Consider the following 18,964-nt stretch of genomic DNA (forward strand, 5'->3'; position numbering starts at 1 on the left):
CCTTCCCGTCCTCCTAATCCCCACGCGAAAGACGCATGATCGACACCGCCCCGCACCACCTCCCGCCCGCTTCCGCGATCGCCCTCGCCTCCGCCCTGCGCGAGCTTGCAGCGACCGAGCGGCTGCTGCTCGCCCTGGATTTCGACGGGACGCTGGCTCCCCTCGTGGATGTGCCGCGCGGCGCTCGCGCCCTGCCCGCGGCGAAAGCTGCGCTCGACCGTCTGGAGCGGCTGCCCCGCACCTGGGTCGGGTACGTCTCCGGCCGCCCGCTGACCAGCCTCGAGATCGTGACCGAGGCCGACGAGGATGCGCTGCTGATCGGTTCGCACGGGGTCGAGACGCGCCTGGGCCGCGACGGCGTCTCGATCGACCTGGCGGACGCCGAGAAGAAGACGATGGCCCGGCTGGGCGAGGTGCTCCAGGGTCTCGTCGACGGCATCCCCGGCGCGAAGCTCGAGACCAAGCCGGTCGGCTTCGGCGTGCATTACCGCAAGGTGCCGGGCGACCGGGGAGCCGAGGTGGTCCGCCGAGCGCGGGAGGCCGCGGCGACGGTGAGCCACGACCTCACCATCCGCGACGGCAAGGACATCATCGAGTTCTCGGTGCGCGGCGCGCACAAGGGCGAAGGCGTCGATCGGCTGCGCAGCTACACGCAGGCGACCGGCGTGCTGTTCGCCGGCGACGACGTCACCGACGAGGACGGCTTCCGCGTGCTCCGTCCGGCGCAGGGCGATGTCGGCATCAAGGTCGGCGAGGGGCAGACGGCCGCGCAGTTCCGGGTCGCCGACGAGCCGGCCATCGCCACGCTCCTCGGGATGCTCGCCGACGCGCGCGAGGCGCACGTCCAGTCGTCCACAGACTGAGGACGCCGCCGGTTCTCCACCGGTATCGGCACATGGTCCGGCGGGCATTCGAGACGTCCTAGAGTTGTTCCATGCCAGAAGTCGATTGGAAGCCGCGTTCGCGCGTCGTCACGGACGGGATCGAAGCCACCACCAGCCGCGGGATGCTCCGCGCCGTCGGTATGGGGGACGAAGACTGGGAGAAGCCGCAGATCGGCATCGCCTCCTCCTGGAACGAGATCACGCCATGCAACCTCTCGCTGGACCGCCTTGCGCAGGGCGCCAAGGAGGGCGTGCACGCGGGTGGCGGCTATCCGCTCCAGTTCGGCACCATCTCCGTCTCCGACGGCATCTCGATGGGCCACGAGGGGATGCACTTCTCGCTCGTCTCGCGTGAGGTCATCGCCGACTCGGTCGAGACCGTGATGATGGCCGAGCGCCTCGACGGCACGGTCCTGCTCGCCGGCTGCGACAAGTCGCTTCCGGGCATGCTGATGGCGGCGGCCCGTCTCGACCTCTCCGCCGTGTTCCTCTACGCCGGCTCCATCGCTCCCGGCTGGGTCAAGCTCTCGGACGGCACCGAGAAGGACGTCACGATCATCGACTCCTTCGAGGCGGTCGGCGCGTGCAAGGCCGGCAAGATGAGCGAAGAGGACCTCAAGCGCATCGAGTGCGCCATCGCCCCCGGCGAGGGCGCCTGCGGCGGCATGTACACCGCGAACACCATGGCCTCGGTCGCCGAGGCGCTCGGGATGAGCCTGCCCGGCTCGGCCGCGCCGCCCTCGGCGGACCGCCGCCGCGACTACTACGCGCACCGCTCCGGCGAGGCCGTGGTGAACCTGCTGCGGAAGGGCATCACCGCCCGCGACATCCTCACCAAGAAGGCGTTCGAGAACGCGATCGCCGTCGCGATGGCCTTCGGTGGCTCGACCAACGTCGTCCTGCACCTGCTGGCGATCGCTCACGAGGCCGAGGTCGACCTCACGATCGACGACTTCAACCGCATCGGCGACAAGGTGCCGCACATCGGCGACCTCAAGCCGTTCGGCAAGTACGTCATGAACGATGTGGACCGCCACGGCGGTGTCCCGGTGGTGATGAAGGCGCTGCTCGACGCCGGGCTCCTGCACGGCGACTGCCTGACGGTGACGGGGAAGACCGTGGCCGAGAACCTGGCCGAGATCAACCCGCCTGCACCCGACGGCGAGGTGATGCGGCCGCTCGACAACCCCATCCACCCCACGGGCGGCATCACCATCCTCAAGGGCTCGCTGGCACCGGACGGCGCCGTCGTCAAGACGGCCGGCTTCGACGCCGAGGTCTTCGAGGGCCCGGCACGCGTGTTCGAGCGCGAGCGCGAGGCGATGGATGCCCTCACCGAGGGCCGCATCTACGCCGGCGATGTGGTCATCATCCGGTACGAGGGCCCGAAGGGCGGCCCGGGGATGCGCGAGATGCTCGCCATCACGGCTGCCATCAAGGGCGCAGGGCTCGGCAAGGATGTACTACTATTGACGGACGGACGATTCTCAGGCGGCACAACCGGCCTGTGCATCGGCCACATAGCACCCGAAGCGGTGGACGCAGGTCCCATCGCCTTCGTGCGCGATGGTGATCTGATACGGGTCGATATCGCGGCTCGCTCCCTCGACCTACTTGTCGACGAGTCAGAGCTGACCGCCCGCCGTGAAGGCTGGGCGCCTCTTCCTCCGCGCTATACCCGTGGCGTTCTCGCGAAGTTCTCCAAGCTCGTGCGCTCCGCTGCAGAAGGAGCCGTGACGGGCTGAGGCTTCGCCCCAGCACCGCTTCCACCACTTCGTACGTAAGGGACTGATAAGGCATGTCCACGGATGCAACCCCCAGCAGTGTGTTGCCGTCCGCGGCGCCGGGCAAGGCGTCGCCTGAAACTCTGACCGGCTCGCAGTCGGTCGTCCGCACCCTCGAGCTCCTCGGCGTCACCGACGTCTTCGGACTTCCGGGCGGTGCTATCCTCCCCATCTACGACGCGATCATGGACTCCACCCGGATCCGTCACATCCTGGTCCGCCACGAGCAGGGCGGCGGCCACGCCGCCGAGGGCTACGCGGTCGCCGGCAACAAAGTGGGCGTCGCCATGGCGACGTCCGGTCCGGGCGCGACCAACCTCGTCACCGCGATCATGGATGCGCACATGGACTCCGTCCCGGTCGTGTTCATCACGGGCCAGGTGTTCTCCACGCTGATGGGCACCGACGCGTTCCAGGAGGCCGACATCGTCGGCATCACGATGCCGATCACCAAGCACTCCTTCCTCGTGAAGGATGTCTCGGAGATCCCGGGCACGATCGCTGCGGCCTACCACATCGCCGGCACCGGCCGCCCGGGACCGGTGCTCGTGGACATCACGAAGGACGCGCAGCAGAACTCGTCGCCGTTCGTGTGGCCTCCGAAGGTCGACCTCCCCGGCTACCGGCCGATCACCAAGGCGCACGGCAAGCAGGTCCTCGCAGCGGCCCAGCTGCTCACCGAGGCCAAGAAGCCGGTCCTGTACGTCGGAGGCGGCGTGATCCGTGCCCGCGCCTCGCAGGAGCTTCTCGAGCTCGCCGAGGCGACGGGGGCGCCGGTGGTCACGACGCTGACCGCGCGCGGCGCGTTCCCGGACACGCACAAGCAGCACCTGGGGATGCCGGGGATGCACGGGACGGTGCCCGCCGTCCTCGCGTTGCAGGAGGCCGACCTGATCGTCTCCCTCGGCGCGCGGTTCGACGACCGCGTGACCGGCAACACCTCCCTGTTCGCGCCCCACGCGAAGATCGTGCACGTCGACGTCGATCCTGCCGAGATCTCGAAGATCCGCATCGCCGACGTCCCCATCGTCGGCGATGCCAAGGACGTCATCGTCGATCTGACCGCGGCGTACCAGGACGCCACCCGCTCCGGCGCCCCGGACTTCGTCGAGTGGTGGACGTACCTCAACGGGCTCCGGGAGGAGTTCCCGCTCGGGTACTCCGACACCAGCGACGGCCTGCTGGCACCGCAGTACGTCATCCAGCGGATCGGCCAGCTGACCGGTCCGGAGGGCGTGTACGCCGCCGGTGTCGGCCAGCACCAGATGTGGGCCGCGCAGTTCATCACGTACGAGCGCCCTAACTCCTGGCTCAACTCCGGCGGTGCCGGCACCATGGGCTACGCCGTCCCCGCAGCGATGGGGGCCAAGGTCTCCCAGCCCGACCGCGTGGTGTGGGCGATCGACGGCGACGGCTGCTTCCAGATGACCAATCAGGAGCTCGCGACCTGCACGATCAACAACATCCCGATCAAGGTGGCGATCATCAACAACTCGTCGCTCGGGATGGTGCGGCAGTGGCAGACGCTGTTCTACGACGGCCGCTACTCGAACACCGACCTCAACACGGGCCACGACACCGTCCGGGTCCCCGACTTCGTGAAGCTGGCCGAGGCGTACGGCGCCCTCGGCATCCGCGTCACGAAGGAGGAGGAGGTCGACGCCGCGATCAAGCTCGCGCTCGAGACCAACGACCGGCCGGTCGTCATCGACTTCGTCGTGAGCGCCGACGCCATGGTGTGGCCGATGGTGCCGCAGGGCGTCAGCAACAGCTACGTCCAGTACGCCCGCGACCACAGCCCGTCCTTCGCAGAGGAGTGACCATGAGCACACACGTTCTGAGCCTCCTCGTGGAGGACAAGCCCGGTCTGCTGACCCGCGTGGCGGGGCTGTTCGCCCGCCGCGGGTTCAACATCCACTCGCTCGCCGTCGGCACCAGCGAGGTCGAAGGCCTCTCGCGCATCACGGTCGTGGTCGACGTCGAGGACCTGCCGCTCGAGCAGGTGACGAAGCAGCTGAACAAGCTCATCAACGTCATCAAGATCGTCGAGCTCGACCCGGTGCAATCGGTCCAGCGCGAGCACCTGCTGATCAAGGTGCGGGTGGACAACTCCACCCGCTCGCAGGTGCTCGAGGCCGTCAACCTCTTCCGCGCCCGCGTGGTCGATGTGGCGACCGACGCGCTCGTGATCGAGGTCACCGGCGACAGCGGCAAGACCCAGGCGCTGCTCAAGGTGCTCGAGCCCTACGGGATCAAGGAGATGGCCCAGTCGGGCCTGCTCGCGATCGGCCGTGGCTCGAAGTCCATCACCGAGCGCGTCTACCGAACCTGAAGCCCCCAGAACCGACCAGCAAGGAGAACACACCAGTGGCTGAGATCTACTACGACAAAGACGCGGACCTCTCGATCATCCAGGGCAAGAAGGTTGCCGTCATCGGCTACGGCTCGCAGGGTCACGCCCACGCGCAGAACCTGCGCGACTCGGGCGTCGAGGTCGTCATCGGCCTCAAGGAGGGCTCGAAGTCCAAGCCCAAGGCAGAAGAGGCCGGCTTCCGCGTCCTCAGCGCGTCCGAGGCGGCAGCCTGGGCCGACGTCATCGTCATCCTCGCGCCGGACCAGGTGCAGCGCCACCTCTTCGCCGACGACATCAAGGACAACCTGCAGGAGGGCAACGCGCTCGTCTTCGGGCACGGCTTCAACATCCGCTTCGGCTACATCGAAGCGCCGGAGGGCGTCGATGTGATCATGGTCGCGCCGAAGGGCCCGGGCCACACGGTCCGCCGCGAGTACGAGGCCGGCCGCGGAGTCCCCGTGATCGTGGCCGTCGAGAAGGACGCGACCGGCAACGCCTGGCCGCTCGTCCTCTCGTACGCGAAGGGCATCGGCGGACTGCGCGCCGGCGGCATCAAGACCACCTTCACCGAGGAGACCGAGACCGACCTGTTCGGCGAGCAGGCGGTCCTCTGCGGCGGTGTCTCGCAGCTCGTCCAGTACGGCTTCGAGACGCTGACCGAGGCGGGTTACCAGCCGCAGGTGGCGTACTTCGAGGTGCTGCACGAGCTCAAGCTCATCGTCGACCTCATGTGGGAGGGCGGCATCGCCAAGCAGCGCTGGAGCGTCTCCGACACTGCCGAGTACGGCGACTACGTCAGCGGCCCGCGCGTCATCGACCCGCACGTGAAGGAGAACATGCAGGCGGTGCTCTCCGACATCCAGGACGGCACCTTCGCCAAGCGCTTCATCGCGGACCAGGACGCCGGCGCTCCGGAGTTCCTCGAGCTCCGCAAGAAGGGCGAGCAGCACCCGATCGAGGCCACCGGCCGCGAGCTCCGCAAGCTCTTCGCCTGGAACGCGTCCAACGACGACGACTACGTCGACGGCGAGGTCGCTCGCTGATCACGGCTCCCGCCGCGCATTAGTCTCGGGGTGCCGCACGCGCTGCGTGCGGCACCCTTCTGCGTGAGGAGCCCCATGGGAATCGCCGTCGAGATCGCCGTCCAGGACCTGGCCGGGGTGCGGGTGGCCCTCGCCGAGGGCGCGGACCGCGTCGAGCTGTGCAGTGCGCTCGGGCTGGGCGGACTCACGCCGTCGGCCGCGCTCGTCTCGGCCGCCGTCAGGGAGGCCCGGACCCAGGGCCGCGACCGGTTCGTGCAGGTGCTCGTCCGTCCGCGCGGCGGTGGGTTCCTCTACGACGCCGACGAGCTGGCCCTGATCCTCGCCGACGTGCGGTTCGCCCGGGAGGCCGGCGCTGCGGGCGTCGTCGTCGGCGCGCTCACCGAACACGGAGGCGTCGACACGGAGGCGCTCCGACGCATCGTCGCGGAGGCGGGGCCGCTGGAGGTCACCTTCCATCGCGCGCTCGACGTCGTCGAGCATCCCCTCGACGCCGCCGAGGTGCTCGTCCAGCTCGGAGTCACCCGCGTGCTCAGCTCGGGCGGTGCGGCGCGCAGCATCGACGGCATCCACGTTCTCCGTGCGCTTTCCGAACGCTTCTCCGGGCGGCTCGAGGTCATGGCGGGCGGGGGAGTGCGGGTGGCGGACATTCCCGCGCTGGCGCGCGGCGGACTGGATGCGGTGCACCTGTCGGCCCGGGACACGGTCCGCGGGACACCGAGCGGGCCGGGCGGCGGGGATGCGGCCTACGACATCACCGACCCGGCGATCGTCCGGGCCGCTCTGGCCGCCGCGTCCCTGATCCGCTGACGACGGGAACCGCGCATCCGTCCACAGGGGCGGCCTGTCCACATCCGGCGTAACGCGGCGAAAGGCGGCGGTGGCCGCCCGCTAGAGTTAACCCGTTCGGCGCCCCATCGACCGTGGCGCACCTCCTCCCAAGCCAGCCTCGCACTTCGTAAGGATCTGCCACGTGACAAAGCCGGTCGTCCTGATCGCCGAAGAACTTTCGCCCGCCACCGTCGACGCCCTCGGGCCTGACTTCGAGATCCGATCGGTGGATGGGACCGACCGTCCCGCGCTCCTCTCCGCTGTCGCGGACGCCGACGCGATCCTCGTCCGTTCTGCCACCAAGGTCGATGCCGAGGTCCTGGGCGCGGCTCCCGTCCTCAAAGTGATCGCGCGCGCCGGTGTCGGGCTCGACAACGTCGACATCAAGACCGCGACCAGCGCCGGCGTGATGGTCGTCAATGCGCCGACCTCGAACATCATCTCGGCCGCGGAGCTGACCGTCGGCCACATCCTGAGCCTCGCCCGTCACATCCCCGCCGCGCACAGCGCGCTCGCCCAGGGGCAGTGGAAGCGCTCGAAGTACAGCGGCGTCGAGCTGTACGAGAAGACCATCGGCATCATCGGGCTCGGCCGCATCGGTGCGCTCATCACGGCGCGCCTGCAGTCGTTCGGCACGAACGTGATCGCCTACGACCCGTACGTGACGAGCGCCCGGGCGCAGCAGCTCGGCGTCCAGCTGGTCACGCTGGAAGAACTGCTCGCGCAGTCCGACTTCATCACCATCCACATGCCCAAGACGCCGGAGACCACCGGCATGATCTCCGACGACCAGCTGGCGCTGATGAAGCCGACGGCCTTCATCGTGAACGTCGCGCGGGGCGGGCTCATCGACGAGGACGCGCTGTACCGCGCGCTCACGACGGGCACGATCGCCGGCGCCGGGCTCGACGTCTTCGTCTCGGAGCCGCCGCAGGAGTCCCCGCTGCTCGCGCTCGAGAACGTCGTCGTCACCCCGCACCTCGGCGCCTCCACCGACGAGGCCCAGGAGAAAGCGGGCGTCTCGGTCGCGCGTTCCGTCCGCCTCGCGCTCTCGGGCGAGCTCGTCCCCGACGCGGTGAACGTCGCCGGCGGTGTCATCGACCCGTACGTGCGCCCGGGCATCCCGCTCGTCGAGAAGCTCGGTCAGGTGTTCTCCGGCCTGGCCGGCAGCCCGGTCACCAGCGTCGACGTGGAGGTCCGCGGCGAGCTGGCCGACTACGACGTCAGCGTGCTGAAGCTCGCGGCGCTCAAGGGCATCTTCACGAACATCGTCAGCGAGACCGTGTCGTACGTGAATGCGCCGCTGCTCGCCGACCAGCGCGGCATCGAGGTCCGCCTCATCACCGACTCGGTCAGCGAGGAGTACCGCAACCTGATCACCCTGCGGGGCGCCCTGAGCGACGGCTCGCAGATCTCGGTGTCCGGGACGCTCACCGGCCCGAAGCAGATCGAGAAGATCGTCGAGATCAACGGCTACGACGTGGAGGTCCCCGTCGCGGAGCACCTCGTGGTCATGGTCTACGACGACCGTCCGGGGATCGTGGCCGTCTACGGCCGCGAGTTCGGCGAGGCGGCCATCAACATCGCGGGCATGCAGGTCGCGCGGACCTCGGCCGGCGGCAAGGCGCTCAGCGTCCTCACCGTCGACTCGCGCGTGCCCGACGGCCTGCTCGAGAAGGTGCGCCTCGCGATCGACGCCGACCTGATGCAGGAGATCGACATCACCGAGTCCTGACGGCTCGAGCAGGCGGGGCGGCGGCAAGCCGCCTCGCCGGCGTACCGCTGCGGCCACCGGACGCCGGGTTCGGCTGCCCGGCTCAGCTCCCTTCGGCGAACCGGCGGATGAGGGCGACCAGGTCGTCGATGTCCGTCTCGTCGCGGAGGACGCTGTTGGTCGCGGGCAGAAGCGCCGTGTTGTAGTACATCCCGTCGCCGATGAGCATGATCGTGCGAGCGATCAGCGGATCGCCGACGGCCTCCTGGAGCACCTCCAGCCAGCGCCGCTGGGCGCCGGCGAGCGCATCCCGTGCCCGGGGATCGGCCGCCTGCGCCAGCCGGGCGATGGCGACGATCGCCCGCTCGAAGCGGGAGTCGGTCGGGATGGAGGTGCGGAGGAAGTAGTCGACCGGCCCGTTCTCGGCCGCCCGCATCCGCGAGACGTCCTCGTCGATGAGAGCCGCGAAGCGTTCCAGCACGCCCGTGGTCAACGCCTCCTTGGAGGCGAAGTGGTAGAGCAGCCCACCCTTGGAGACTCCGGCGCGCGCAGCGACCGCATCCAGGGTCGCCGCCCGTTCGCTCTGCTCGGCGAGGAGTTCCTCGTACGCGTCCAGCACCCGGTCCCGGGCGGTCCCGGAGGGAGTGGCGGGCGGTGCGACGAGGGCCATGACGCCATGCTAGCCGTCTTGCCACTGTACCGTCTGGACGGTACAGTTATGGGATGTCCGCCTCCGTCGTCCAGACCCCCACCGCGACGTCCGCGGGGAGCCGCGCCGGGGCGCGCGGCTGGGCGGCGCTCGCAGTCCTCATGCTCCCGACCCTGCTCGTCTCGGTCGACAACACCGTGCTCAGCTTCGCCCTTCCGTCCATCTCCGAGGCACTCCAGCCGTCCGCGACCGGGATGCTGTGGATCGTCGACGTCTACCCGCTCGTCCTCGCCGGACTCCTCGTCGCGATGGGGAGCCTCGGCGACCGGATCGGCCGCCGCCGTCTGCTGCTGATCGGCGCCACCGGCTTCGCCGCCGTTTCGGTCCTGGCCGCCTTCGCGCCGACGGCCGAACTTCTGATCGCCGCACGCGCCTCCCTCGGTGTCTTCGGCGCCATGCTGATGCCGTCGACGCTGTCCCTGCTGCGCAGCGTCTTCGCCGACCGTGAGCAGCGTCGGCTCGCCATCGCGATCTGGGCATCGGGCTTCGCGGCGGGCTCCGCCCTGGGGCCGATCGTCGGCGGCGTGCTGCTCGAGCACTTCCCGTGGGGCGCGGTCTTCCTGCTCGCGGTGCCGGTCCTCATCCCGCTGCTGGTCCTCGCCCCGCTGCTCGTACGCGAGTCGCGCGACCCGCTGCCCGGACCGGTGGACGTTCCGAGCATCCTCTTCTCGCTACTCACGATGGCGCCCATCGTCTACGGCATCAAGGCGCTCGCGGTCGACGGATTCTCCGTCGTCGCCGTCTGCGCGATCGGAGTCGGCGCCGTCTCCGGAACGCTCTTCGTGCGCCGCCAGCTGCGCCGGCCGGTGCCGATGCTCGACATGAGGCTGTTCGGCCGCCCGGCATTCAGCGGGGCGGTCGTCGTCAACCTCCTGAGCGTGGTCTCGCTGGTCGGCTTCCTGTTCTTCGTCTCCCAGCACCTGCAGCTCGTGCTCGGGCTGACGCCCATCCGATCGGGATTCGTGCTCGTGCCGGGGCTCGTCACCATGATCGTCGCCGGCCTCGTGGTGGTGCCGATCGCGCGGCGGATCCGGCCGGGAGCAGTGATCGCCGGAGGCCTGACCCTGTCTGCGGGCGGCTACCTCCTGGTGGCGCTGAGCGGTGGGGGAGCGCCGTGGGCTGTGCTGCTCGCGGCGTTCGTGCTGCTCGGCGCGGGGATCGGAGCAGCGGAGACCGTCTCGAACGAGCTCGTCATCTCGACCGCACCTGCGGCGAAAGCGGGTGCGGCCTCCGCCGTGTCCGAGACCGCGTACGAGCTGGGAGCGGTGCTCGGCACCGCGACCCTCGGCACCCTCATCACCGCCTCGTACCGGGCAGCGCTCGTCGTCCCACCGGGCCTCACCCCGGGACAGGCCGACGCGGCAGGCCAGACACTGGGCGGCGCGGTCACAGTGGCCGGCACGCTGCCGGGACCGGTGGGCGAACAGCTGCTGGCGTCCGCGCGGGCGGCCTTCGACAGCGGGGTCGGGGTCACCTCGGTGATCGGCATCGGGCTCGTCGCGGCAGCGGCGGTCGTCGCGCTGGTGACCCTGCGTCGTGTCCGCTCGTGATCCAGCGCTGACCGCCTCCTGACCGCCTCCCGGCCCGGCTGCCGACCCGACTCCCGACCCGGCTGCCGACCCGACTCCCGGCAGCCGGTGGAGGTCGCGGCGCGGCGATAGGGTGGCAGTACCGGTTCGCCCATCGATCAGCGCAGGAGTGTCATGTCCCGTTCCGTCAAGCTCGCCGTCATCCCTGGGGACGGGATCGGTCCGGAGGTCATCGCCGAGGCCGTCAAAGTTCTGGATGCGGTGACCGGCGCGAGCGGGCTGGAGTTCGAGAAGACGCACTTCTCCCTCGGAGCCGATCGCTATCTGGCGACCGGCGACGTGCTGACGGACGACGACCTCGAGGCGATCGCGAGCCACGACGCGATCCTGCTCGGCGCGGTCGGCGGCAGACCGGGCGACCCACGGCTGACCGGTGCGAACATCGAGCGCGGGCTGCTGCTGAAGCTGCGCTTCTCGCTCGACCACTACGTGAACCTGCGCCCCACGACGCTGTTCCCGGGCATCTCCAGCCCGCTCGCCGACCCGGGCGAGGTCGACTTCGTCGTCGTGCGGGAGGGCACGGAAGGCCCGTATGTCGGCAACGGCGGCGCCATCCGTCAGGGAACCCCGCACGAGATCGCCAACGAGGTCTCCGTGAACACCGCCTACGGCGTCGAGCGCGTCGTCCGCTACGCCTTCGAGCAGGCCGAGCAGCGCAGGCGGAAGCTCACCCTCGTCCACAAGACCAACGTGCTCACCTTCGCAGGCGGTCTCTGGAAGCGGATCGTGGATGCGGTGGCCGCCGAGCACCCGGATGTCGCGGTGGACTACCTCCACGTCGACGCTGCGACCATCTTCCTGGTCACGGATCCTGCTAGATTCGATGTGATCGTCACGGACAACCTCTTCGGCGACATCCTCACCGACCTCGCGGCCGCGATCAGCGGCGGTATCGGGCTGGCGGCCTCCGGCAACATCAATCCGGCCGGGGCCTTCCCGAGCATGTTCGAGCCGGTTCACGGATCGGCCCCCGACATCGCCGGCCAGCAGAAGGCCGACCCCACCGCCGCGATCCTCTCGACGGCGCTCCTGCTCCGCCACCTGGGCGAACCGGAGCTCGCCGAGCGGGTCGAGTCCGCGGTGACGGCCGACCTCGCCGCCCGCACGGGCGCGTCGCGAACCACCGCCGAGATCGGCGACGCGATCGCCGCTCGTGTGGCGCAGAATTGATTCACCGTCGCGTAAAGGACCTGTCATGACCTCGACCAGCATCTCCCTCACCAGTGGACCCACCGATACCTCGGGCCTTCTGTGGAACGTCAGCCGCAACGAAGCCGCCCGCGATGCCGCAGCGCGCGCCGAGATCCTCGCCGATCCCGGCTTCGGCAACTACTTCACCGACCACATGGTCGACATCTGCTGGTCCGCGAAGGGAGGCTGGCACCGGCCGCGCGTCTCGCCGTACGGTCCGATCTCGCTGGAGCCCTCGGCCGCTGTGCTCCACTACGCGCAGGAGATCTTCGAGGGACTCAAGGCGTACCGCCACGAGGACGGCTCGATCCGGGCGTTCCGCCCCGAGGCGAACGCCGCCCGCATGCAGCGCTCCGCCCACCGGCTCGCGCTGCCGGAGCTCCCGGTCGAGCACTTCCTCGACTCGCTCAAGCAGCTGATCGCCGTCGACGCCGACTGGGTGCCGGATGCGGCGGAGATGAGCCTCTACCTGCGCCCGTTCATGTTCGCGAAGGAGGCGTTCCTCGGGGTGCGTCCTGCGAACAAGGTCGCGTACTACCTGATCGCCAGCCCGGCCGGAGCGTACTTCCCGAGCGGCGTCGCTCCCGTCTCCATCTGGCTGTCGGACCACTGGTCGCGTGCGGGCCGCGGCGGCACGGGCGCGGCGAAGACCGGCGGCAACTACGCCTCCAGCCTGCTCCCGCAGGCCGAAGCGTACGAGCACGGCTGCGCGCAGGTGCTCTTCCTCGACTCGGTCGAGGGGAAGTACCTCGAGGAGCTCGGTGGGATGAACGTGGTGCTGGTCAAGAAGGACGGCACCCTGGTCACTCCCGAGTCCGACAGCATCCTCGAGGGCATCACCCTCGACTCGGTGCTGCAGCTGGCGCGCGACCGCGGCCACGCGGTGGAGCGCCGCCGGGTCACGATCGACGAGTGGCGCGACGGCGTCGAGAGCGGGGACGTCGTCGAGGTCTTCGCCTGCGGCACGGCCGCGGTGATCACGCCGATCGGCGAGCTCAAGTCGGACACCTTCACCGTCGGCGACATCACGGCGCCTCCCGGCGAGCTGACCATGTCACTGCGCAAAGAGCTCACCGACATCCAGTACGGCCGTCTCCACGACCGCCACAACTGGATGTACCGCCTCGACGCGTAGCCGGCGCAAACGGAGGAGTTCTCCTCGGCAGAGCCCGCGATGGTACGGAAACGGAGGGGATGCGGCCGGCGACGGCCCGCATCCCCTCCGTTTCCGTCGTGGGGGAGACCGGGTGGGGGAGACCGGGTGGGGGAGACCGGGTGGGGGAGACCGGGTGGGGGAGACCGGGACGATCGCCGGCTCCCTTTCCGCCGCAGTAGGGTCGAAGCATGGGTGATGAGACAGTGTTCGCAGTGGTCGGGCCGGGCGCGGTCGGCGGCCTGCTCGCCTGGCTGCTGCAGCGCGCCGGGCACGAGGTCGTCGCCGTCGGCCGCCCGGCCACGGTCGACGCGATCAACCGCGACGGGATCGAGGTCCGCAGCGAGTCCTTCGGCGACAGCGTTCAACGGATCCGGGCGCTGACCGAGGTCCCGGCCGGGGCGAGCGTCATCCTGGCGACCAAGGCGTACGGGCTGGATGATGTCCTCCCCGGGATCGTCGCAGCACGGCCCTCCGAGGTGCTCTCGTTCCTCAACGGCATCGAGCACATGGCTCCGCTCCGCGCGGCCCTTTCGGACGTGCCGGTCGCGGGCGCATCCATCACGGTCTCGGCGCTGCGCGCATCCCCGACGGTGATCGACCACCGCAGCCCGTTCGTCCGCATCGAGGTTCCGGAGGCCGCGGCCGGCTTCGCCTCGGTGGGTGCGCTCACGGACGCCGGGCCGAGCGTCCGGGCCGGCGGCAGCGAGGCCGAGGTTCTGTGGGCGAAGTTCCGCCTGCTCGCCTCCCTCGCACTGCTCACGTCGTACTGGCGGCAGCCCGCCGGCGAAGCGCTCAGCGAGGACCCGGAGCTCACCGAGGCCGTCGTCGCCGAGATCGTGGCGTGCTCGACCGCTGAGGGAGTGCCCGCGTCGGAGCTCGAGCTGATCCGCATCCTGCGCAGCGTGCCGGGCGGGATGCGCACCTCCCTCCAGGAGGACCTCGCGGCCGGCGCGCCGAGTGAGCTGGATGCCCTCGGCGGCGCACTGCTCCGCGTTGGCGAGCGGCACGGCATCCCCACTCCGGCCCTCTCGCGTATCGTCGCGGCGCTAGGCTCGAACGCGTGAAGATCGCACGTTTCAGCCACACTCGCGACGGTTCCAGCTCCCCATCGATCGACTACGGCATCGTGGATGAGGACGCCCTCGTGGTTCTCGCGGGCGACCCGATGTTCGTGGGCTTCGAGACCACCGGCGAGCGCGTCCCGCTCGGCAAGGTCGGCTCGCTGCTCGCGCCGGTCATCCCGCGCTCGAAGGTGGTCGCCGTGGGCAAGAACTATCGCGAGCACGCTGCCGAGATGGGCGGCGAGGCGCCGGGAGAACCGCTGCTCTTCCTCAAGCCCAACACCGCCGTGATCGGTCTGGGCGACGCGATCGTCGTGCCGGCGCAGTCGGAGCGCGTCGACTACGAGGGCGAGCTCGCCGTCGTGATCGGGAAGATCGCCCGCCACGTCGCTGCCGAGAACGCCGCGGAGCACATCTTCGGCTACACCGTGGCGAACGACGTCACCGCCCGCGACCTCCAGGAGAAGGACGGACAGTGGACGCGCGCGAAGGGCTTCGACACCTTCTGTCCGCTCGGCCCGGTCATCGAGACCGAGCTCCCGCCGGACGCCATGCTGCGGACGCGCCTCAACGGCGAACTCAAGCAGGAGGCGCCGATCTCCGACATGGTGCACGACATCCCGTCGATCATCGCGTATGCGTCGAGCGTGTTCACGCTGCTGCCGGGGGACGTCATCCTGACCGGGACCCCGTCCGGAATCGGTCGGATGGTGCCCGGCGACACCGTCGAGGTGGAGGTCGAGGGCGTCGGTTCGCTGGTCAACCCGGTGCGCGCCCCGAAGTAGCGGCCCCGGTAGGATCGGACACGTATGTCTGACTCGATCGCTCATCCCTTCTCCACGGCCGAGGGCTCGGACGTGCGCGTCCGTTTCTGCCCCTCGCCGACCGGTACGCCGCACGTCGGCCTGATCCGCACCGCGCTGTTCAACTGGGCGTACGCCCGGCACACGGGCGGCACCATGGTGTTCCGCATCGAGGACACCGACGCGGCGCGCGACAGCGAAGAGAGCTACCAGCAGATTCTGGATGCGCTCCGCTGGCTGCGGCTGGACTGGGACGAGGGCGTCGACGTCGGCGGCCCGAACGGCCCGTATCGGCAGTCGCAGCGCTACGACATCTATCGCGAGCTCATCCAGAAGCTCCGCGAGTCCGGCCACATCTATGAGAGCTTCGCGACGGCCGAGGAGATCGAGGCGCGCAACGTCAGCCTCGGACGCGACCCGAAGCTCGGCTACGACAACTTCGAGCGCGACCTCACGGACGAGCAGAAGGCGGCCTACCGCGCCGAGGGCCGCGAGCCGGCGCTGCGCCTGCGCGTCCCCGACGACGACCTCAGCTTCGACGACCTGGTCCGCGGCGAGATCACCTTCAAGGCGGGGTCGTTCAGCGACTTCGTCGTGGTCCGGCCGAACGGGCATCCCCTCTACACGTTCGTGAACCCGGTGGACGACGCCCTCATGGGGATCACGCACGTGCTCCGCGGCGAGGACCTGCTGTCGTCCACCCCGCGCCAGATCGCGCTGTACCACGCGCTCATCGACATCGGCGTGACCACCTTCGTCCCGCTCTTCGGCCACCTTCCGTATGTCATGGGGGAGGGCAACCGCAAGCTGTCCAAGCGCGATCCGGAGTCGAACCTCTTCCTGCATCGCGAGCGCGGCTTCATCCACGAGGGCCTCGTGAACTACCTGGCCCTGCTGGGATGGTCGTTGACGCACGATCGGGACGTCTTCTCGCTCGCGGAGATGGTGGCCGCCTTCGACGTGAGAGACGTCAACCCCAACCCGGCGCGCTTCGACCAGAAGAAGGCGGAGTCGATCAACGGCGACCACATCCGCCTGCTGGACGTGTCCGACTTCGCCGAGCGCACCATCCCGTACCTGGTGCATGCCGGCGTCGTGGAGGAGCCGCTGACGGCTGTGCAGCGCGAGGTGCTCGCCCAGGCGGCGCCGCTCGTCCAGGAGCGCGTGCAGTTGCTCAGCGAGACGCCCGGCATGCTCGGCTTCCTGTTCACGGACGCCGCCTCGCTCGTGGTCGAGGACGACGCCCGTGCCTCCCTGCCGGTGAACGCGGGCGAGGTGCTCGCCGCCTCCCTCAATGCGCTGGAGTTCGTACCGGAGTCCCAGTGGACGCATGACGCCATCGAGGCGGCGCTCCGGGACGCACTCATCGAGGGACTGGGCCTCAAGCCGCGGGTCGCCTTCGGGCCGCTGCGGGTGGCAGTCTCGGGCCGGCGGGTGTCGCCGCCGCTGTTCGAGTCCATGGAGATCCTCGGCAAGCCGGAGACCATCGCCCGCCTCGACCGGCTCTCGGCGGCGCTGGGGTAAGTGTCGTGAGCGAGGATTCGGCGGGCACGGCAGAGTCGTTCGAGGTCGTCGTGATCGGCGGCGGCCCGGCCGGGTTGTCGGCCGCGCTGAACCTGGCGCGCGCACGGCGGCGGGTGCTCGTGGTGGACGGCAACCGTCCGCGTCACGCGGCGACCCTCGTCGCCCGCGGCTTCCTGACGCGGGACGGCATCGCGCCGCTCGAACTGCGCCGGATGGGTCGTGAGGAGGTCGACGCGTACGAGAACGCGTCGGTGGTCTTCGCCCAGGTCGGATCCGTCGCCGTCGAGGGTGACGGGTTCCGGGTCACCGCCCGGGGCGTCCGCGGCGGCTCCGATGTCGACGTCCGCACGGACGCGGTGCTGATCGCCACCGGCGTGACTGAGACCATGCCGGCCATCCCGAGCATCCGCGCGTACTACGGCACCCAGTTGCACAGCTGTGTCGAGTGCGACGGGTTCGAGAAGGCCGACAAGCCGCTCGCCCTGATCGGCGAGACCCACGACCTGGCCGAGCGCGCGCTGCTGCTGACGCAGTGGACGGACGACCTCGTCGTCTTCACGAACGGCACGGATGCGGTCGGAGCGGGCGACGAGCGGATGCTCGCGCCGCTGGGCGTGCGCGTCGAGCGGCGCCGCATCGACGACGTCGTGGGCGAGAGGGGCGTCATGACGGGTGTCCGCCTCGAGGACGGCACGGTGATCGAACGGGCGGGCGGCTTCATCCGTCCCATCTGGTCGCCTGCACTGTCGTTCGCCGACGGCCTGGACCTCGACCGGGACGACGAGGGCTATCTGGTCACCGACGCGCACGGCCGCACGTCGCTGCCCGGAGTGTATGCGGCGGGGGAGACGACCGCCCCAGGCCCGCAGCAGCTGATCGTCGCCGCAGGCTCCGGCGCGGTGGTCGCGTCGGCCGTCAACCGCGACCTGATCGGCCTCTCGCTGGAGGGCGCGGCCGTTTTGTAGTCCCGCGCACGGGTAGGCTAGAGTTGGTTCTCGTGCCCGGACCGCGGTCCGGGGCAGTGGGGTATGGTGTAATTGGCAACACGGCTGATTCTGGTTCAGTTGTTCTTGGTTCGAGTCCAGGTACCCCAGCAGTAGAAGTCCCGGTTTTCCGGGGCTTTTTTGTTGCGTCCGCTTCGGCTTATAGGCCAAAAAGAGTGGATGGTGTGGGCGTGTCAGCTGTGGCCGGCCCAGCCTGATCGTGTCCAGAGGCCTTCTTCGGGGTTGAGGCCGGTGTCGTAGAGGGCTGGGCCGATGGGTTCGTCGTTGGCGCTGGTTGGTGGTGCTTGTTGTGGGATGTGGGCGTGTTTGTGGGCGTGGTCGATGGTGATCTCGTGGAGGAGCAGGAACCATTCCACTGCTCGGCGGCGGTGGTGGATGGGCATGCCGCGGTGGTGTCGGAGCAGGTGCCGGATTTGGCTGTTGAGGCCTTCTAGGCGTGAGGTGGCGCGGGGGTTGCCGTGTTCGAGGTTGGTGAAGATGTGGCCGGCTTCGGCGGCTCTGTGCAGGATGCCCCAGGCGCGTCGGAGTTTGAGGTGGGTGTAGCCGAACTGGCCGTTGTCGTAGAGGGTTCGTTCGCGGGTGAGGTGTCCGAAGCGTTGCCACCACGCTTCCAGGGTGAGTCGCCAGGCGATAGCGGCGTCGATGTCGTGGATGGTGGTGAGGTTCAGGGCGATCTGTCGCAGTGCCCGCCCGGCTCGTAGGCGGGGGTTGCGGGTCAGTTCGCGGGTCACGTTCAGTTGCAGGTGGAAGATGCAGCGTTGGATGAGGGTGTCGGGCCAGGTGTTGGCCAGGGCGGAGCGGATTCCGGAGCCGCCGTCGGTGACGACCACTGCGGGTGGGGGGATCTGGGCGAACAGGGCCTCCCAGGCGGCGGTGGTCTCCCGGGCAGCCCATTGCCAGGCGATGACGGTGCCGGAGGAGGACTGGGCGATCAACAGGCACCAGGAGCCGATCCAGACACCATCGACCAGGACCGCATCATGAACCTCGCCGGTAACCGGCATCCGCGGCTCCAACTGCCAACACCAGGCTGTTGCGCGGCGGAAGGTGCGCCCGCTGTCCCCGGTGAGCTCGGACTGGGACGCCTTCCCGGTCAGCCAGGTCAGGAACCGGCGCAACTGCTCCCGCTGGCTCACGTCGGCCCGGCGACGCACCGAGGACGCCCCGCAGTTCCGGCACCGCCAGCGTTGCGTCCCGGACGGGTGACGGCCATTCTTCACCAGCTGTGTCCCGCATACCATGCAGGAGGTCTGATTCGAGGGAAGGTCCACGACTAAGGATCGCGGACCATGACCACCCCGATCCTCCCGCGTAATCACGC

16 protein-coding genes and 1 tRNA gene are annotated in these 18,964 nt (G+C 69.5%); 15 read left to right on the forward strand and 2 right to left on the reverse strand.

All coding sequences use genetic code 11. From position 1 onward, the window contains the following. The first annotated feature begins 35 nt into the window (after nucleotides 1–35). From otsB to serA, 7 genes are all read left to right on the forward strand, one after another. Entirely contained in the window at nucleotides 36–863 is an 828-nt protein-coding gene (gene otsB, locus BM287_RS16390; RefSeq protein ID WP_090041724.1) for a trehalose-phosphatase, read from the forward strand. Nucleotides 864–934: 71 nt separating this feature from the next. Then, nucleotides 935–2,629 (forward strand): dihydroxy-acid dehydratase, encoded by a 1,695-nt coding sequence (gene ilvD / locus BM287_RS16395; protein WP_090041721.1) that lies wholly within the window; start codon nucleotides 935–937, stop codon nucleotides 2,627–2,629. Between the two features lie 53 nt (nucleotides 2,630–2,682). Continuing rightward, nucleotides 2,683–4,488 carry an acetolactate synthase large subunit gene (locus BM287_RS16400; RefSeq protein WP_090041719.1) on the forward strand — a complete coding sequence of 602 codons (1,806 nt, stop codon included), beginning with the start codon at nucleotides 2,683–2,685 and terminating at the stop codon, nucleotides 4,486–4,488. A gap of 2 nt (nucleotides 4,489–4,490) precedes the next feature. Beyond that, on the forward strand, nucleotides 4,491–5,000 hold the full coding sequence (gene ilvN / locus BM287_RS16405; protein WP_090041717.1) for an acetolactate synthase small subunit: 510 nt from the start codon (nucleotides 4,491–4,493) through the stop codon (nucleotides 4,998–5,000). A gap of 35 nt (nucleotides 5,001–5,035) precedes the next feature. Next, on the forward strand, nucleotides 5,036–6,064 hold the full coding sequence (gene ilvC, locus BM287_RS16410) for a ketol-acid reductoisomerase (protein WP_090041715.1): 1,029 nt from the start codon (nucleotides 5,036–5,038) through the stop codon (nucleotides 6,062–6,064). Between the two features lie 75 nt (nucleotides 6,065–6,139). Then, nucleotides 6,140–6,871: a copper homeostasis protein CutC gene (locus BM287_RS16415; RefSeq protein WP_090041712.1), complete on the forward strand. Its 732-nt coding sequence runs from the start codon at nucleotides 6,140–6,142 to the stop codon at nucleotides 6,869–6,871. A 163-nt stretch (nucleotides 6,872–7,034) separates the two neighbouring features. Further along, nucleotides 7,035–8,627: a phosphoglycerate dehydrogenase gene (serA, locus tag BM287_RS16420; RefSeq protein ID WP_090041710.1), complete on the forward strand. Its 1,593-nt coding sequence runs from the start codon at nucleotides 7,035–7,037 to the stop codon at nucleotides 8,625–8,627. 82 nt (nucleotides 8,628–8,709) lie between these two features. On the opposite strand, the gene BM287_RS16425 is transcribed toward serA, so the two are convergent. After that, nucleotides 8,710–9,276, reverse strand: a complete 567-nt coding sequence (locus BM287_RS16425; protein WP_090041703.1) for a TetR/AcrR family transcriptional regulator — start codon at nucleotides 9,274–9,276, stop codon at nucleotides 8,710–8,712. Between the two features lie 53 nt (nucleotides 9,277–9,329). Here BM287_RS16425 and BM287_RS16430 point away from each other — a divergent pair, with 53 nt between their 5' ends. The 8 genes from BM287_RS16430 to BM287_RS16465 all read left to right on the forward strand — a co-directional run bounded on the left by BM287_RS16430 (nucleotide 9,330) and on the right by BM287_RS16465 (nucleotide 17,733). Next, nucleotides 9,330–10,865 carry an MFS transporter gene (locus BM287_RS16430; protein ID WP_090041701.1) on the forward strand — a complete coding sequence of 512 codons (1,536 nt, stop codon included), beginning with the start codon at nucleotides 9,330–9,332 and terminating at the stop codon, nucleotides 10,863–10,865. 153 nt (nucleotides 10,866–11,018) lie between these two features. Next, a complete protein-coding gene (locus BM287_RS16435; RefSeq protein ID WP_090041698.1) occupies nucleotides 11,019–12,074 on the forward strand; it encodes a 3-isopropylmalate dehydrogenase in 1,056 nt (351 codons plus the stop codon). Nucleotides 12,075–12,099: 25 nt separating this feature from the next. Beyond that, complete coding sequence (locus tag BM287_RS16440) at nucleotides 12,100–13,230, forward strand: branched-chain amino acid aminotransferase (protein WP_090041696.1); 1,131 nt, start codon at nucleotides 12,100–12,102, stop codon at nucleotides 13,228–13,230. 209 nt (nucleotides 13,231–13,439) lie between these two features. Further along, the gene (locus BM287_RS16445; RefSeq protein WP_090041693.1) at nucleotides 13,440–14,315 is read left to right on the forward strand and encodes a ketopantoate reductase family protein; all 876 of its coding nucleotides are present in this window, start codon (nucleotides 13,440–13,442) and stop codon (nucleotides 14,313–14,315) included. Further along, nucleotides 14,312–15,097: a fumarylacetoacetate hydrolase family protein gene (locus BM287_RS16450; RefSeq protein WP_090041690.1), complete on the forward strand. Its 786-nt coding sequence runs from the start codon at nucleotides 14,312–14,314 to the stop codon at nucleotides 15,095–15,097. The genes BM287_RS16445 and BM287_RS16450 overlap by 4 nt, the downstream gene beginning before the upstream one ends. A 24-nt stretch (nucleotides 15,098–15,121) precedes the next feature. Next, nucleotides 15,122–16,639 (forward strand): glutamate--tRNA ligase, encoded by a 1,518-nt coding sequence (gene gltX, locus BM287_RS16455; protein ID WP_090041688.1) that lies wholly within the window; start codon nucleotides 15,122–15,124, stop codon nucleotides 16,637–16,639. Nucleotides 16,640–16,644: 5 nt separating this feature from the next. Beyond that, nucleotides 16,645–17,604 (forward strand): NAD(P)/FAD-dependent oxidoreductase, encoded by a 960-nt coding sequence (locus tag BM287_RS16460; RefSeq protein ID WP_090041686.1) that lies wholly within the window; start codon nucleotides 16,645–16,647, stop codon nucleotides 17,602–17,604. 57 nt (nucleotides 17,605–17,661) lie between these two features. Further along, nucleotides 17,662–17,733: transfer RNA gene (locus BM287_RS16465), tRNA-Gln, on the forward strand. Between the two features lie 83 nt (nucleotides 17,734–17,816). On the opposite strand, the gene BM287_RS16470 is transcribed toward BM287_RS16465, so the two are convergent. Continuing rightward, nucleotides 17,817–18,884, reverse strand: a complete 1,068-nt coding sequence (locus BM287_RS16470; protein WP_170857598.1) for an IS1249 family transposase — start codon at nucleotides 18,882–18,884, stop codon at nucleotides 17,817–17,819. Nucleotides 18,885–18,964 lie beyond the last annotated feature (80 nt).

The sequence above is a fragment of the Leifsonia sp. CL147 genome, assembly GCF_900114565.1.
Classification (GTDB): domain Bacteria; phylum Actinomycetota; class Actinomycetes; order Actinomycetales; family Microbacteriaceae; genus Leifsonia.

What these genes read in the sequence shown, in the direction of transcription:
- otsB (WP_090041724.1), top strand. Translation starts at nt 36, where the DNA reads ATGATCGACACCGCCCCGCACCACCTCCCGCCCGCTTCCGCGATCGCC.
- ilvD (WP_090041721.1), top strand. Translation starts at nt 935, where the DNA reads ATGCCAGAAGTCGATTGGAAGCCGCGTTCGCGCGTCGTCACGGACGGG.
- BM287_RS16400 (WP_090041719.1), top strand. Translation starts at nt 2,683, where the DNA reads ATGTCCACGGATGCAACCCCCAGCAGTGTGTTGCCGTCCGCGGCGCCG.
- ilvN (WP_090041717.1), top strand. Translation starts at nt 4,491, where the DNA reads ATGAGCACACACGTTCTGAGCCTCCTCGTGGAGGACAAGCCCGGTCTG.
- BM287_RS16415 (WP_090041712.1), top strand. Translation starts at nt 6,140, where the DNA reads ATGGGAATCGCCGTCGAGATCGCCGTCCAGGACCTGGCCGGGGTGCGG.
- BM287_RS16425 (WP_090041703.1), bottom strand. Translation starts at nt 9,276, where the DNA reads ATGGCCCTCGTCGCACCGCCCGCCACTCCCTCCGGGACCGCCCGGGAC.
- BM287_RS16430 (WP_090041701.1), top strand. Translation starts at nt 9,330, where the DNA reads ATGTCCGCCTCCGTCGTCCAGACCCCCACCGCGACGTCCGCGGGGAGC.
- BM287_RS16435 (WP_090041698.1), top strand. Translation starts at nt 11,019, where the DNA reads ATGTCCCGTTCCGTCAAGCTCGCCGTCATCCCTGGGGACGGGATCGGT.
- BM287_RS16440 (WP_090041696.1), top strand. Translation starts at nt 12,100, where the DNA reads ATGACCTCGACCAGCATCTCCCTCACCAGTGGACCCACCGATACCTCG.
- BM287_RS16445 (WP_090041693.1), top strand. Translation starts at nt 13,440, where the DNA reads ATGGGTGATGAGACAGTGTTCGCAGTGGTCGGGCCGGGCGCGGTCGGC.
- gltX (WP_090041688.1), top strand. Translation starts at nt 15,122, where the DNA reads ATGTCTGACTCGATCGCTCATCCCTTCTCCACGGCCGAGGGCTCGGAC.
- BM287_RS16470 (WP_170857598.1), bottom strand. Translation starts at nt 18,884, where the DNA reads ATGGTATGCGGGACACAGCTGGTGAAGAATGGCCGTCACCCGTCCGGG.